Here is a 13,879-nt window from a genome sequence, read left to right on the forward strand (position 1 = left end):
AGACTCTATTTTTCAGAAAGCTCGACCGTGATTTCAGGTGTCTCGCCTATTGCAGCGCTTGAGTGAGATTCGTGGATTGCCTGCTTCTATCACCGTTGATAACGATCCGAAGTTTGCCGGCAGGTTTGCATGCCGTTCCCGGCTGGTGCGGGAGTTCATGCGGGGTAGATCATGACCGGGTGCCATCCGGCAGCGCACGGAACGAAGAGCTTGTAATCACGAGAAGGAGCAGGGATGTTCAGCTTTCTGTCCACCCGATGAAGTACGAGCTGGGGCTGGCCACTGCGTTGGGCCCACGCGGTTGCAGCACGTGCTGCCATGCTTTCCGGACGAAGGCGTAGCCGGAGTTGAGATTATGGCTTCTGCAGGCTCTGCCAGGATTTCATAAAATCGTGGTGCGGTGCCCCCACTATGGCTGCCAGTCAGGGCGGCTGCTCGGACGAACGGCAGAGATGTCAGGCTGGCTGCGAACGGAACGGCCACACCGTAGCGACCGTTCTTCATTCGTATGATCAGAGAGCGGGGGCAACCTCATCGGGCGTCGGCGCATGCGCGGCAATCAAATTCGCGGACTTCAACTGCTGCCAAAATGCTGCGGGAATGGGAGCGGTTATCAGTGTTTGATTTTCGACGATGCGAGACGGACGGCTGGCGCCGGGGATGATGCCGGCGACCGCCGGATGGGCAAGTGAGAACTGCAACGCTGCCGCGCGAATGTCCACACCGAATCGGGCGCATACCTCTTTAATGCGCGCTACACGATCGATCATCGCTTGTGGCGCCAACTGATATTCGAAGTGAGTGCCACCCGCCAGCAAGCCGGAATTGTACGGGCCGCCGACGACGATGCCGAGGTTGCGTGTCTCGCAGGCGGGTAATAGCTTGCGCAGCGCCGCTTCATGGTCCAGTAGCGTATATCTGCCCGCGATCAGGAAACCGTCCGGATCGGCGCGCTCCAATGCGAGTTCACACGGCTCCACTCGATTCACACCGAGCCCCCATCCTTTGATGGCGCCTTCGTCACGGAGGCGTGTCAGCGCTTTTGCGGCGCCGGACATCGCTTCCTCGAATACCGCGCGCCAGTTGTCGCCATGAAAATCGACAGCGGGATCGTGAATCCACACGTAATCGAGCCGGTCGGTGCGCAGCCGCTTCAGGCTTGCTTCGATCGAACGCAAAGTACCTTCTTCCGTGTAGTCGTAGACGATCTTGTTAGGGAGTCCATACTCGAACAATCCGCCTTTCTCACCTAGATCGCGCTCTGCGGTTGATTCGTGTTCGTCGAGAATGAGGCGGCCAACCTTTGTGCCGAGCACATATTGGTCTCTTGGATGGGCCGCGAGCGCTTCGCCGAGCCTCAGTTCAGCAAGACCCGCGCCGTAGAGCGGCGCGGCGTCGAAGTAACGGATACCGCTTTGCCACACCGCGTCGACGGTGGCGAGCGCTTCGTCGTCGGGAATCGCGCGGTACATGTTACCAAGCGGCGCAGTGCCGAATCCGATACGGGATGGAATAGTGATTCGCATAGGTAGCCTTGAACGATCGTAAAAATCTCAATCCCAGGTCGGCGCGAGGCCGTCCGGATTGACTTCGCGGCCATTGCGCTCGAGCGCCGCGATCTGCGCGGTGTCGATCGCGCGGTAGCCGAGTTCAAGGCCGTTGCGGACCGAATCGATGACGACCTGACCTTGCAGGCGGAATGTCCCAAGGCCAAATGCGGGAATCGTGCTCATGATGTTCTCCAGTTGTTGGATGCGAACTGCTCAATCGACGATGGGATTCTGCCGTTTTTCATCCATGCGAAAAACGGTTGTATCCGTCAAACATATTTGATTTCAAATCAAATATTGGAATGCGTTCCGGTAGCCTGTGCTATGCATTTGCGTCTACCTGCATGCGGCGCTGACGGGCGACCTGCAGCACGACGAACGCGACGCCTGCCGCGGCGATCAGCAGCAACAGGAAACTGATCAGGGGGCCATCGAGCGAGCGGTTGGCGCAGTGTGCGCTCTTTACTTTTGCGGAAAAACCAGGTTATAAACGAAATTGTTTTGATTTGAAATCAACAATGAAAATCACGCTGGACGAATTGCAAACCTTCGCGGCCGTGGTCGACACCGGGTCGATCACGGCCGCCGCGCAGCAGCTTGACCTGACTGTGTCGGCCGCGAGCCGTACACTCGGCCGGCTCGAGGAGAAGCTGAAGACGACGCTGTTGCGCCGGACCACGCGCCGGCTCGAATTGACCGAGGAGGGGCGGGCGTTCCTGCAGGACGCACGGGCGATCATCGAGTCGGTGGAAAGTGCCGAGGAACAGATGGTGGCGCGGCGCGAGAAACCGTCGGGGCGGTTGCGGGTCGACGCGGCGTCGCCGTTCATGCTGCATGTGATTGTCCCGCTCGTGCAGGGATACCGCGAGCGTTATCCTGAGGTGGAGCTGGAACTCAACAGCAACGAGGGCGTGATCGATCTGCTCGAGCGGCGCACCGACGTCGCGATCCGGATCGGACGGCTGAAGGATTCGACGCTGCATAGCCGGCTCGTCGGCAACAGCAGGCTGCGCATTCTCGCGAGTCCGAACTATCTCGAGGTGAACGGCCAGCCGCGCAAGATCGAAGATCTCGGCAAGCACGCACTGCTCGGCTTCAACCAGCCGGAATCGCTGAATGTCTGGCCGCTGCTCGGCGCCGATGGTGAACCGTACCATATCGAGCCCACGGTCTGGTCGTCGAGCGGAGAGACGCTGAGGCAACTCGCGCTCGAAGGCAACGGGATCGTCTGCCTGTCGGATTTCATGACCACGCAGGACCGTGAAGCGGGGCGGCTCATGCAGATCCTTACACGTCACACGCAGGACGTGCGGCAGCCGATTCATGCCGTCTATTACCGGAATACGGCGATCTCATCGCGGATCGCGTCGTTCGTCGATTATCTGATCGAGGCGCTCGGCAGCGGAACGCCGGCGCGGCGGGCAGCAGCGTGGGCGGATCAGTGATGGACGCCTGAGACGCGATTGTCGCCAGACTGGGCGGCGGTGAGAAACGCGTCGAAGGAGAAGTCGCGCAGATTATGGCGACAGGGCAGACAGAAGATCTGCGCGAGGCGCTCTTTCACGGTGACTGCGGGTGTCTCGTGTCGTTCGACGGAAACACGGAGAGGATCGACCAGGAGCAGGTGCGCACCCGGCGGCCGCCATTTCCCGATGCTCCGCGTTATAGTATGCGGCACAGGGAAGGCGCGATGGTGCGCCTCGACATCGGGCAGGGTGCAAGTTGACCACAGAAACAAAGAAAAGAGCGCCGCGTCGCAAATCGAATGCAATTTCCGTGATGGACGTGGCACGCGCAGCGGGCGTATCGACTGCGACCGTTTCGCGCGTGTTGAACGGCAACGCGACGGTAGCGGCCGAACTGCAGAACCGCGTGCGTGAGATCGCGCAGACCCTCGGCTACACGCCGCACGCGGCGGCACGCGCGCTGGCGTCGCAGCGCTCGAAGACGATCGGCGCGGTGATTCCGTCGCTGGAAAACCAGAACTTCGCGATTGGTGTGTTCGCGCTGCAAAAGCGCATCGGAGAAGCCGGCTATACGTTGCTGCTTGGCTGTTCGTACTACGACCAGGAGGACGAGCTGAAGCAGGTGCGCGCGCTTATCGCGGACGGCATTGCCGGTCTGATGCTTGTGGGCCGTAACCACTCGCCCGCGCTTTATGAACTGATCGAGAAGGAGCAGATTCCGCTCGTCAACGGCTGGACCGTCGATCACGATCACCCCTATGTCGGGTTCGACAATGTCGCAGTGGGCCGGCGCCTTGCCGAGTATCTGCTCGAACTCGGGCACGTGCGCTTCGGCATGATTACCCAGATGACGCAGCACAGCGATCGCGCGGCTGATCGCATCATCGGCGTGCGCGCGGCGCTGCAGTCGCGCGGGCTGCAGTTGCGCCACGAGCATCTGATCGAGATGCCACATAGGATCATTGAAGGCCAGATGGCGATGAAGGCGCTGATGAACGGTCCCGAGCGTCCAACGGCCGTAATCTGCGGCACCGATCTGCTTGCAATCGGCGCGCTGGCCGAGGCGCGCGAGTCGGGTATCGACGTGCCGGGCGACCTGTCGATCGCGGGCATCAACGACATCGAGTTTTCCAGCTTCACGTCGCCGCCGCTGACGACCATGCGGCTTGCCGCCGATGAAATCGGCGCGCGCAGCGCCGAGTATCTGCTCGCCCGGATCGAAGGACGGCCCGTCAGTTCGCAGTACATCGTGCCGACCGACCTGATTGTGCGTGGTACGACGGCGCGTCCTCGCAGCACCTAGGTCGGCGGCCCACGGTTTCGACTGCGATTTGCGCCTACCACTTCGCGCCAAGTCGGAACTTGTGCAGCAATGGCTCCGTATACCCGCTGGGCTGCGACCGTCCTTCAAAAACCAGCGCCTTCGCCGCCTTGAACGCGAGCGATGTATCCAGGTGACCGCTCATGGGCTGGTACTGCGGGTCGTCGGCGTTCTGCGCATCCACCACCTTCGCCATGCGCTTGAACGTTTCGTTCACCAGCGCTTCCGACACCACCCCGTGACGCAGCCAGTTTGCAATGTGCTGGCTCGAAATGCGCAGCGTCGCGCGGTCTTCCATCAAACCGATATCGTGAATATCCGGCACCTTCGAACATCCGACGCCCTGATCGATCCAGCGAACCACGTAACCCAGAATCCCTTGCGCGTTGTTCTCGATTTCCTCGCGGATTTCCTCATCCGACCACTGCGCCTTTTCGACGACAGGAATCGTCAGCAGGCCATCGAGCAGTTCATCGCGTACGCTGTCGTAGCCGGTCCTTTCCAACTCTTGCTGCACGGCCTGAACGTCAACTTGATGGTAGTGCAGCGCGTGCAGCGTCGCGGCAGTCGGCGACGGCACCCAAGCCGTGTTCGCGCCCGCCTTCGGATGCGCGATTTTCTGTTCAAGCATTGCGTGCATCAGGTCGGGCATTGCCCACATGCCCTTGCCGATCTGCGCGCGTCCGCGCAATCCCGAGCTTAAGCCGGCCAGCACGTTATTACGCTCGTAAGCGGCGATCCACGCCGACGACTTCATGTCGCCCTTGCGCATCATCGGACCGGCTTCCATTGCGCTGTGCATCTCATCGCCGGTGCGATCCAGGAAGCCCGTATTGATGAACGCCACGCGCGCCGATGCCGCCGCAATGCACGCCTGCAAGTTGACGCTCGTGCGGCGCTCCTCGTCCATGATGCCCATCTTGATGGTATGGCGCGGCAGCCCCAGCAGATCTTCGACGCGGCCGAACAGCTCATTGGAGAACGCGACTTCGGCCGGGCCGTGCATCTTCGGCTTGACGATGTAAATCGATCCGGTCCGCGAATTGAGCTTGTTTTGCAGGTCGTGCATCGCGCCCAGCGATGTCATCACGGCATCCAGAATGCCTTCGGGAATCTCGCGACCGTCGTGATCGACGATCGCCGGATTCGTCATCAAATGCCCGACATTGCGGATGAACAGCAACGAGCGGCCATGCAGTTTCACGGTCGAGCCATCGGGCGCGGTGTATTTGCGATCGGCGTTCAGGCGGCGCGTGAAGGTCTTCCCGTTCTTCGTGACCTGCTCGGTCAGATCGCCTTTCGCAAGGCCGGTCCAGTTGCGGTAAAGCTGGACCTTGTCGGCGGCGTCGACGGCGGCAACCGAGTCTTCGCAATCGATAATCGTCGAGACAGCCGCTTCCATCAGCACGTCTTTCACGCGCGCCGCGTCGGTCTTGCCGATGGCGTCCGTTGCGTCGATCTGGATCTCGAAGTGCAGGCCGTGATGCTTGAGCAGGACGGCGGAAGGGGAGCCTGCGTCGCCCTGATAGCCAATGAACTGTGCGGGAACCTTCAATGCCGACGAGCCGTTCTTGAGCGTGACGGCGAGCTTGCCGCATTCCACGCGGTACGCGATGGCGTCGACGTGCGAGCCGTTGGCGAGCGGCGCCGCTTCATCGAGGAATGCGCGGGCGCGCGCGATCACGCGCTCACCGCGGACCGGGTTGAAGTAAGCGGTGCGCTCCGCGCCGTCGGTTTCGGGGATAGCGTCGGTGCCGTAAAGCGCGTCGTACAGGCTGCCCCAGCGCGCATTCGCGGCGTTGAGCGCGTAGCGCTGGTTCGAGAGCGGCACGACGAGTTGCGGGCCGGCTTGCCCGGCGATTTCGGTGTCGACGTTCTCGGTGGTCGCCTTAACGGCTGCGCTCGCCGGCACGATATAGCCGATGCCCTCGAGAAATGCGCGGTATGCCTTCAGATCGCGCACCGGCCCCGGATTTGCGCGGTGCCACTGGTCCAGCTCCGTCTGCAGACGATCGCGTTCTGCGAGCAGCGCGCGGTTCTTCGGGGCGAGGTCGTGGACGAGGGCAGCGAAGCCTTTCCAGAAGGCTTCGCTGTCGATGCCAGTCCCGCTCAACGCCTCGTCGTCTACAAATTTGCTCAGAACAGCCGCAACACGCAGCCCGTTGCGCTCGATCATTTCACCCATCATGTGCTCCAACAGTTTCAAGTATCAATCAATCAGCCGTTGAGGCTGTTTGCTGCGGTTCGGGCCACTTGCGAATCCTGATCCGGCTTGACACCGGACACGCCGACTGCGCCCACAACGTGCCCGTCGACCATGACGGGGACACCGCCTTCCAGGGTACCGGCCAGCGGTGCGCTCAGGAATGCGGTTCGACCGCCGTTGATCATGTCTTCGTACTGCTTCGATTCACGTCGGCCGAGCGCTGACGTACGGGCCTTTTCGGTCGCGATGTAAGCGCCTATCGGCGCACAGCCGTCGAGGCGGAGCAGGGCCAGCAGATGGCCTCCGTCATCCACGACCGCGATGGTGACTGCCCACTGGTTTTTCTCTGCTTCCGCGCGCGCAGCTTCGAGGATTCGGGTAGCTTCTACAACGGTCAATACGGGTTTGCTTTGCATGTCAGGGTTATCAAGTCTGTGTTTCGAAGTGAAGTGTCGCCACCGGCGCATGCCGGTGGCCGGGATACGTTTCGCGGCGGACCGGGTTATCCACCCAGCGCGCCCTGCGTGTTGACGTGCACTGCATAAATGGACTGCGACGACGCCATGAACAGCCGGTTACGTGCGCGTCCGCCAAAACACAAATTCGCGCAGCGCTCGGGCAGGGCGATCCGGCCAATCATCTTTCCTTGTGGCGAAATGACCATGACGCCATCGAGTTCGTCATTGCCCATGCCCCAGCCGCACCACAAATTACCGTCGATGTCCGCGCGCATTCCGTCGATTGTGCCGACTCCCGCGTCGTAGAACATCCGGCCTTTACCGATGCCGCGACCGTCCGCGTCCATTTCATAAACGTGAATCATCCGGTTGGGAACACCGCGCGATTCGATGATGTAGAGCAGCTTCTCGTCGGGTGAAAAGCACAGGCCGTTCGGCCCTTTCAAGTCGCGCGTGACTACGGACGCAATGCCTGTCACGCCATCGATCCGATATACGGAGTGCGGGAGTTCCTGCTCCGCCTTGATTCCTTCGTAGTGCCCAGAAATGCCCATCGGCGGATCAGTGAACCAGATCGAGCCGTCCGATTTCACCACCAGATCGTTGGGGGAGTTGAGCGGCTTGCCTTCAAAGGAATCGAGAAGGACGGTGATGCTGCCGTCGTACTCGGTGCGTGTGACGCGGCGGCCGTGCTCGCACGTAACGAGTCGCCCCTGCCTGTCGCGGGTGTTGCCGTTCGCGTAGTTGGAAGGTTTCCGGAACACGCTGACCACGCCCGTTTCCTCCTCCCATTTCAGCATCTGGTTGTTCGGAATGTCGCTCCAGAGCAGGTAGCGTCCATCGCCGAACCATACCGGACCTTCGGTCCACCGGTAGCCGGTAGCCAGCCGTTCGACAGCCGAAAAGGCCACGCGGTATTTATCGAAGGAAGGGTCTAGCGAAATCACCCGGGGGTCGGGGTATCGCTCAGCTTGTTGCCACATCTCAGTCTCCTGTTCGGGTGCCCGGCATTTCCGCCTATGCGGAGGCGCGACCGGTAGTATAAAGGAAATCGAGTAAGCGCTTTCTCTTGAATTTGGAAATGAAGTGCCATAAGATGCTTGAAATTGTTGAGTTTCAAGCAGCGGCGCATCGGCCGTAGTGGTTATGTAAGAAAGCGATTACTCTCGCCCTCTTTTTTTAACCGCCCGGCGCAAAATTTTTAGAAGGGCAATGCCTGATGACTGAGGTGACGAGCAAGAGCGCAACCGGGCCAGTGATCCGGTTGCATCCCGCTGACAATGTGGTGATTGCGCGCATCGACGTCGCGATCGGTACGCCGGTTCCAGCCGAAGATTTTGTTTGCCGCAGCCAGGTGGCCGCAGGCTATAAGATCGCGGCGACGCCCATCAAAAAAGGCGAGCCGGTTCGCAAATACAACGTGGTGATCGGTTTCGCCGCGACGGATATTGCGCCAGGCACGATGGTCCATAGCCATAACGTCGAGTTCCGCGAGTTCGACCGCGACTACGCATTTGGCGCGGATTATCGGCCCGTCGAGATGGTGCCCGAAGCCGAGCGCGCCACGTTCCAGGGCATCGCGCGCGATAACGGCGAGGTTGCCACGCGCAACTACATCGGCGTGTTGTCGACAGTCAATTGTTCGGCCACGGTCGCACACAGGATCGCCGAATGGTTCACGCCCGAACGGCTGGCCGACTACCCCAATGTAGATGGCGTGGTTGCGTTCACGCATTCGATCGGTTGCGGTATGGAGATGAGCGGCGAGCCGATGGCGCTGCTGCGCCGAACGATGGCGGGTTACGCGCGCCATCCCAATCTCGCCGCAGCGCTGATTGTCGGGCTGGGATGCGAGCGCAATCAACTGGCCGGACTGATGGATCAGGAAGGTCTGGAGGCTGGTTCGCGACTGCACACGTTCATCATGCAGGAGAGCGGCGGCACCCGCCGGACCATCGAGGCCGGCGTGGCTGCGGTAAAGGCGCTGTTACCCGATGCCAATCGCGCGAAGCGCACGACGGTTTCCGCAAGCCACCTGAAGATCGGTCTGCAATGCGGTGGCTCGGACGGCTTTTCGTCGATCACCGCCAATCCTTCGCTTGGCGCGGCGATGGACTTGCTGGTCCGTCATGGCGGCACGGCCATCCTCTCCGAAACACCCGAGATCTACGGCGTGGAACATACGCTCACGCGGCGTGCGGTCAGCCGCGAAGTCGGCGAGAAGCTCGTTGAGCGGATCCGCTGGTGGAAAGACGAGTATTCGGTCGGTCGAGACGTTCAGATCAATGGCCAGGTCAGCCCTGGCAATCAGGTGGGCGGACTGGCGAACATCTTCGAAAAGTCGATTGGATCATCGATGAAAGGCGGCACCGGCCCGCTGATGGAAGTGTATCGATACGCCGAGCGGGTGAAGCAACCTGGACTCGTTTTCATGGACACGCCCGGCTTCGACCCCGTCTCCGCGACGGGTCAGATTGCAGGCGGCGCAAATCTTATTGCCTTCACCACAGGGCGCGGTTCGATGTTCGGCGCCAAGCCCGTGCCATCGCTGAAGCTCGCCACCAACACGCCGATGTACACCCGTCTGACTGAAGACATGGATCTGAACTGCGGCGGAATCCTGGATGGCATTGCGTCGGTCCAGAGTACGGGCCAGAGAATCTTCGACGCGATTCTTGCGGCCGCGTCGGGCGAGCGCACAAAAAGCGAAATGCTCGGGCTGGGTGATCACGAATTCGTGCCATGGCAGATCGGCATCATGAGTTGAGTCCGCAGTGGCGCAGCGCATCGCGAGGGCGAACGGCCATTTACACCCATAAGTAAAACCGCCGCCCTGTAGCTAGTCGAACAAAATTAGCGGAGACAGCCCTTGAGTACCCAAACCCCGGCAATACACATACCTGACAGCGCGGCAAGCAACTCGATCTACACGCGAGTGACCTGGCGCTTCATGCCCTTGCTGTTCGTCTGCTACGTGGTGGCCTATCTGGATCGGGTCAACGTGGGCTTCGCCAAGCTCCAGATGCTCAGCGATCTGAACTTCAGCGAGGCGATGTACGGCTTCGGCGCCGGTATCTTTTTCATCGGGTATTTCTTCTTCGAGGTCCCGAGCAACTTGCTGCTGCACCGGCTCGGCGCGCGCCGCTGGATCGCCCGGATCATGCTTACGTGGGCCGTGCTCTCGGCCGCGACCGCGTGGGTCACCACGCCCACGATGTTCTACGTATTGCGTTTCTTTCTGGGTGTGGCCGAAGCGGGCTTTTTCCCGGGACTGGTGCTGTATCTCACCTACTGGTTTCCATCGCACCGGCGCGGCAAGATGATCGCTTTTCTGATGGCGGGCAATCCGGTGGCGGGCATTGTCGGCGGCCCGATATCGGGCTTCATCATGCAGCGCCTGGCGGGGAACGCGGGGCTTGCCGGCTGGCAGTGGCTGTTCATTCTGGAAGCCGTCCCCGCGCTGATCCTGGCAGCCGTCATTTTCTGGTTCCTCGACGACCGGGTGAAGGACGCAAAGTGGCTGCCGGTTGAGGATCGCGACTTCATTGCATCGGAAATCGATGCGGAAGCACGCACCAAAAGCCACGGTTCCGTGCGCGAGGTCTTCACGTCGCTCAAAGTCTGGACCTTGTGCGCGATTCTGTTCGGTATCGTGATGGGCTCTTATGCCGTTGGCTTCTGGCAGCCGACCATCATAAAGAGTTCGGGCATCACGGACGCCTTCACCATCGGCCTGCTCACTGTCGTGCCTTATCTTGCCGCCCTGATTCTGATGATTGTGGTCGGCCGCCACGCGGACCGCACGCGTGAACGCCGCTGGCACGTCGTGTTGCCGCAATGCATGGCGGCTGTAGGTTTCGTGATGTGCGCCTACGCGGGCAGCAATACGTATATTGCGTTGCTTGGCCTGACGCTTGCTGCTTCGGGCGTGATTACGGCTTTACCCATGTTCTGGGCACTGCCCACGTCCTTTCTCGGCGGCACCGGTGCGGCCGCCGGCATCGCATTGATCAATTCGACGGGCAATCTCGCAGGCTTCGTAAGCCCCACGCTTGTGGGGTGGCTAAAGACGGTCACGCACTCACTCGATTCGAGCCTGTTCCTGATTGCGGGGTCGCTGATTGTCTCCGCATGCCTCATCTTGACGCAGCTTCCCGCCAGACTTGTCAACAGGTAGCACCTTGATGGCACTCGAAAGAAGTGCCAGATAGCAACGTTCGGTATCGTTAATTACACGGAATAGAGACAACATGAAGACTGGGAAGTATCGCTACGTCGTCGCCTTGCTGCTGTTTATTGCGGGCGCGATCAATTACATGGACCGCGCGGCGCTCGGCGTGGTCGCGCCTGTTCTCAACAAGGAGCTGAACCTTTCACCGTCGCAACTCGGCGTCGTGTTCAGCAGTTTTTTCTTCGGCTATTCCATCTTCGCATTCGTCGGCGGACAACTCGCCGACAAGTATGGACCGCGTCGGGTCTTCTCCTGGGCGATGGGGGCGTGGTCCATTCTCTGCGGGTTGACTGCGGCCGCGACTGGATTCGGCACGCTGCTGATCTCACGGGCGCTGTTCGGCTTCGGCGAAGGTCCGATGAATTCGACGACCAACCGGACCATCACCAATTGGTTTCCCCGGCATGAAACCGCGACCATGGTCGGCTTTACGTTTTCGGGCCAGACGGTAGGCAGCGCGATTGCTGGACCGGTGGTCGGGCTGATCGCCATTGCCTACGGCTGGCGCACGTCGTTTGTGATCATCGCGGCGTTCGGGCTGGTGTGGATCGTCGCCTGGCGTATCTTCGCGACCGACAAGCCGGCGCAAAGCACGCGGGTCGGTGAGGCCGAACGCGAGATGGTCGAAGCGAGCCGCAGCGCGGCACACCCGGCAGAAGGCGGCGACGAAAGCACACCGCTGCGCAGCTACCTGTTTCGTCCGAGCACGCTCGCGCTTGGCGTCGGCCTGTTCGCGGTGAACTACACGCTGTTCGTGTTCATCTCGTGGATGCCGAGCTATTTCACCAACGCGCTGCATCTCGACATGAAGCACATGAGCTTTCTGAGCGCGGTGCCATGGGCATGCGGCGGAATCGGATACTTCGGCGGCGGGCTGGTCGCCGACGCATTTTTCAAGCGCATGAGCAACAAGCTGATGGCGCGCAAGGTCTCGGCGATCGTGCCGCTCGCGCTGTCGGGTCTCGCCCTGGTGGGCGTCAGCATGGTCGATTCCGTGATGCCCGCAGTCCTGCTTGTCGCGTTCGCCGTGCTGTTCCTGACGGCTTCGTCGCAAGCGTGCTGGGCCACCATGCACGAACTAGTGCCAGGCAGGCATCTCGGGGGCGTAAGCGGCTTTGTTCACCTGATGAGCAACATTTCGGGCATCGTCGGTCCGACCATGATGGGTTTTGCGGTCCAGTACTTTGGCGGTTACAGCAGCGGCTTCATGCTCGGCGCGGCGGTCGATCTGGTCGGCGTGCTGGCGATGCTGCTGGTCATCGGCCGGCGCGCGGCAGGCGAGACAGCCGAAACAGCCGAGACGCATACGACCGCCACATAAGCTCCGTCCTGCCACGCAAGCCGTCAGGTCGGCGCAGGCGGGACGGTGCGCGCGGCCGCACGATCGGTCCCGTGAGCATCGTTATCTTTTTCGAGTCGATCTACTGTTATGAAACACGTCATCGTTGAACCTGAGCAAACCGATTATCAGACACGTTCGCGGATCGTTTCGGTGGAGGCGCGCACCATCCGCGTGCCGCTTGACCGCCACACTGCATTCTCGACCCGGCTCGTCACTGCCCGCGACTACACGGTCGTGCGCGTCACAACAGCCGATGACCATTACGGCATCGGCTTTTGCTACAGCGGCAACCGCGCCGGCATGCTGGTCACGTATGCCGTGCGCGAATTGTTTGCGCCGCTGTTGCGCGGGCGCTCCGCGCTCGATGTCGAAGGCTCCTGGTGCGCCATGTACGACGAGTCACTGCTGCAAGGGCGTGCCGGCTCGGTCATGCGGGCGCTGTCCATCATCGACATCGCCTTGTGGGACCGGAATGCGCGCGCTGCGGGCCTGCCGTTGAGCCGCTATCTCGGCGGCACATGCAGCGCCACCGTGCCGGCCTATGCCAGCGGCGGTTACTACCTCGAAGGCAAGACGCCCGAGCGTCTCGGCGAGGAGATGGCGGGATACGTGGCACAGGGGTTTCGCGCCGTGAAGATGAAAGTGGGGCGGCTCGATCCGCGCAGCGAGGAAGCGCGGATCAGGGCAGCACGAGAAGCGATCGGCGACGACGTGCTGCTGATGCTCGATGCCAACAACGCCTGGGCCGACGTTCCGACCGCGCTCGAATACATGCGCCGGTACGAACCGTTCAACCCGTACTGGATAGAAGAGCCGTTCAGTCCGGACGACATCGAGAGCCATGCGCAACTGAGCCGGCGCACGCCGGTGACCGTTGCGACCGGTGAGATAGAAGCAGGGCGCTGGCGGCATCAGGAGCTGCTCGACAAACGCGCGGCCATGATCCTTCAGTCGGACGCGGCGGTATGCGGCGGGATCAGCGAATGGCGGCGGATTGCGGCGTCGGCCGCGGCCGTGGGCGTGACGATGTGCCCGCACTGGTTCCACGATCTGCACGTGCATCTGGTGGCGTCGACGAGCAATGCGCGTTATGTCGAATTTTTTCCTGACGATCAGGTGCTGAATTTCCGTCGGCTGGTGGATACGCAACTGTCGTTCGCAGACGGCAAGCTGACCGTGCCGACTCGTCCAGGCCTCGGATTCGACTTCGATGAAGCCGCGCTGAACGAATACGCGCTGGACGATTGGGCGTGAAGCCGAAGCAATGAATAGCTAGAAAAAGACCGCCGGTTGCGCATGCAGCCG

Annotated in this window: 10 protein-coding genes and 1 pseudogene; 6 read left to right on the top strand and 5 right to left on the bottom strand. The window is 61.2% G+C overall.

What is annotated here, in order from left to right; all coding sequences use genetic code 11:
* Positions 1 to 512 precede the first annotated feature (512 nt).
* Positions 513 to 1,526, bottom strand: coding sequence for an aldo/keto reductase (locus tag FSO04_RS20575; RefSeq protein ID WP_154561912.1), 1,014 nt, complete (start codon positions 1,524 to 1,526; stop codon positions 513 to 515).
* Between the two features lie 90 nt (positions 1,527 to 1,616).
* Positions 1,617 to 1,733 (bottom strand): annotated as a pseudogene (gene dkgB, locus FSO04_RS20580) (2,5-didehydrogluconate reductase DkgB); the annotation flags it as partial.
* Positions 1,734 to 2,068: 335 nt separating this feature from the next.
* Between dkgB and FSO04_RS20585 the strand changes: the two are divergent.
* Together FSO04_RS20585 and FSO04_RS20590 are read left to right on the top strand one after the other, a co-directional pair.
* Positions 2,069 to 2,995 (top strand): LysR family transcriptional regulator, encoded by a 927-nt coding sequence (locus tag FSO04_RS20585; RefSeq protein ID WP_154561914.1) that lies wholly within the window; start codon positions 2,069 to 2,071, stop codon positions 2,993 to 2,995.
* Between the two features lie 334 nt (positions 2,996 to 3,329).
* On the top strand, positions 3,330 to 4,319 hold the full coding sequence (locus FSO04_RS20590; protein WP_154561916.1) for a LacI family DNA-binding transcriptional regulator: 990 nt from the start codon (positions 3,330 to 3,332) through the stop codon (positions 4,317 to 4,319).
* 34 nt (positions 4,320 to 4,353) lie between these two features.
* On the opposite strand, the gene FSO04_RS20595 is transcribed toward FSO04_RS20590, so the two are convergent.
* The 3 genes from FSO04_RS20595 to FSO04_RS20605 all read right to left on the bottom strand — a co-directional run bounded on the left by FSO04_RS20595 (position 4,354) and on the right by FSO04_RS20605 (position 7,984).
* Positions 4,354 to 6,522, bottom strand: a complete 2,169-nt coding sequence (locus FSO04_RS20595) for a malate synthase G (RefSeq protein WP_154561918.1) — start codon at positions 6,520 to 6,522, stop codon at positions 4,354 to 4,356.
* Positions 6,523 to 6,554: 32 nt separating this feature from the next.
* The gene (locus FSO04_RS20600) at positions 6,555 to 6,959 is read right to left on the bottom strand and encodes a heme-binding protein (RefSeq protein ID WP_154561920.1); all 405 of its coding nucleotides are present in this window, start codon (positions 6,957 to 6,959) and stop codon (positions 6,555 to 6,557) included.
* Positions 6,960 to 7,045: 86 nt separating this feature from the next.
* Complete coding sequence (locus FSO04_RS20605; RefSeq protein WP_154561922.1) at positions 7,046 to 7,984, bottom strand: SMP-30/gluconolactonase/LRE family protein; 939 nt, start codon at positions 7,982 to 7,984, stop codon at positions 7,046 to 7,048.
* A gap of 236 nt (positions 7,985 to 8,220) precedes the next feature.
* Between FSO04_RS20605 and FSO04_RS20610 the strand changes: the two genes are divergently transcribed.
* From FSO04_RS20610 to FSO04_RS20625, 4 genes are all read left to right on the top strand, one after another.
* Positions 8,221 to 9,768 (top strand): UxaA family hydrolase, encoded by a 1,548-nt coding sequence (locus FSO04_RS20610; RefSeq protein ID WP_154561924.1) that lies wholly within the window; start codon positions 8,221 to 8,223, stop codon positions 9,766 to 9,768.
* 102 nt (positions 9,769 to 9,870) lie between these two features.
* Positions 9,871 to 11,178 carry an MFS transporter gene (locus tag FSO04_RS20615; RefSeq protein ID WP_233464928.1) on the top strand — a complete coding sequence of 436 codons (1,308 nt, stop codon included), beginning with the start codon at positions 9,871 to 9,873 and terminating at the stop codon, positions 11,176 to 11,178.
* A gap of 73 nt (positions 11,179 to 11,251) precedes the next feature.
* Positions 11,252 to 12,553 (top strand): MFS transporter, encoded by a 1,302-nt coding sequence (locus tag FSO04_RS20620; RefSeq protein ID WP_154561926.1) that lies wholly within the window; start codon positions 11,252 to 11,254, stop codon positions 12,551 to 12,553.
* A 108-nt stretch (positions 12,554 to 12,661) separates the two neighbouring features.
* Positions 12,662 to 13,828: a mandelate racemase/muconate lactonizing enzyme family protein gene (locus tag FSO04_RS20625; RefSeq protein WP_154561928.1), complete on the top strand. Its 1,167-nt coding sequence runs from the start codon at positions 12,662 to 12,664 to the stop codon at positions 13,826 to 13,828.
* Positions 13,829 to 13,879: the final 51 nt, after the last annotated feature.

This window comes from Paraburkholderia madseniana, assembly GCF_009690905.1.
Classification (GTDB): Bacteria; Pseudomonadota; Gammaproteobacteria; order Burkholderiales; family Burkholderiaceae; genus Paraburkholderia; species Paraburkholderia madseniana.

Coding starts and splice junctions, on each gene's coding strand:
- FSO04_RS20600 (WP_154561920.1), bottom strand. CDS start 6,959: ATGCAAAGCAAACCCGTATTGACCGTTGTAGAAGCTACCCGAATCCTC.
- FSO04_RS20625 (WP_154561928.1), top strand. CDS start 12,662: ATGAAACACGTCATCGTTGAACCTGAGCAAACCGATTATCAGACACGT.
- FSO04_RS20575 (WP_154561912.1), bottom strand. CDS start 1,526: ATGCGAATCACTATTCCATCCCGTATCGGATTCGGCACTGCGCCGCTT.
- FSO04_RS20590 (WP_154561916.1), top strand. CDS start 3,330: ATGGACGTGGCACGCGCAGCGGGCGTATCGACTGCGACCGTTTCGCGC.
- FSO04_RS20605 (WP_154561922.1), bottom strand. CDS start 7,984: ATGTGGCAACAAGCTGAGCGATACCCCGACCCCCGGGTGATTTCGCTA.
- FSO04_RS20620 (WP_154561926.1), top strand. CDS start 11,252: ATGAAGACTGGGAAGTATCGCTACGTCGTCGCCTTGCTGCTGTTTATT.
- FSO04_RS20610 (WP_154561924.1), top strand. CDS start 8,221: ATGACTGAGGTGACGAGCAAGAGCGCAACCGGGCCAGTGATCCGGTTG.
- FSO04_RS20585 (WP_154561914.1), top strand. CDS start 2,069: ATGAAAATCACGCTGGACGAATTGCAAACCTTCGCGGCCGTGGTCGAC.
- FSO04_RS20595 (WP_154561918.1), bottom strand. CDS start 6,522: ATGGGTGAAATGATCGAGCGCAACGGGCTGCGTGTTGCGGCTGTTCTG.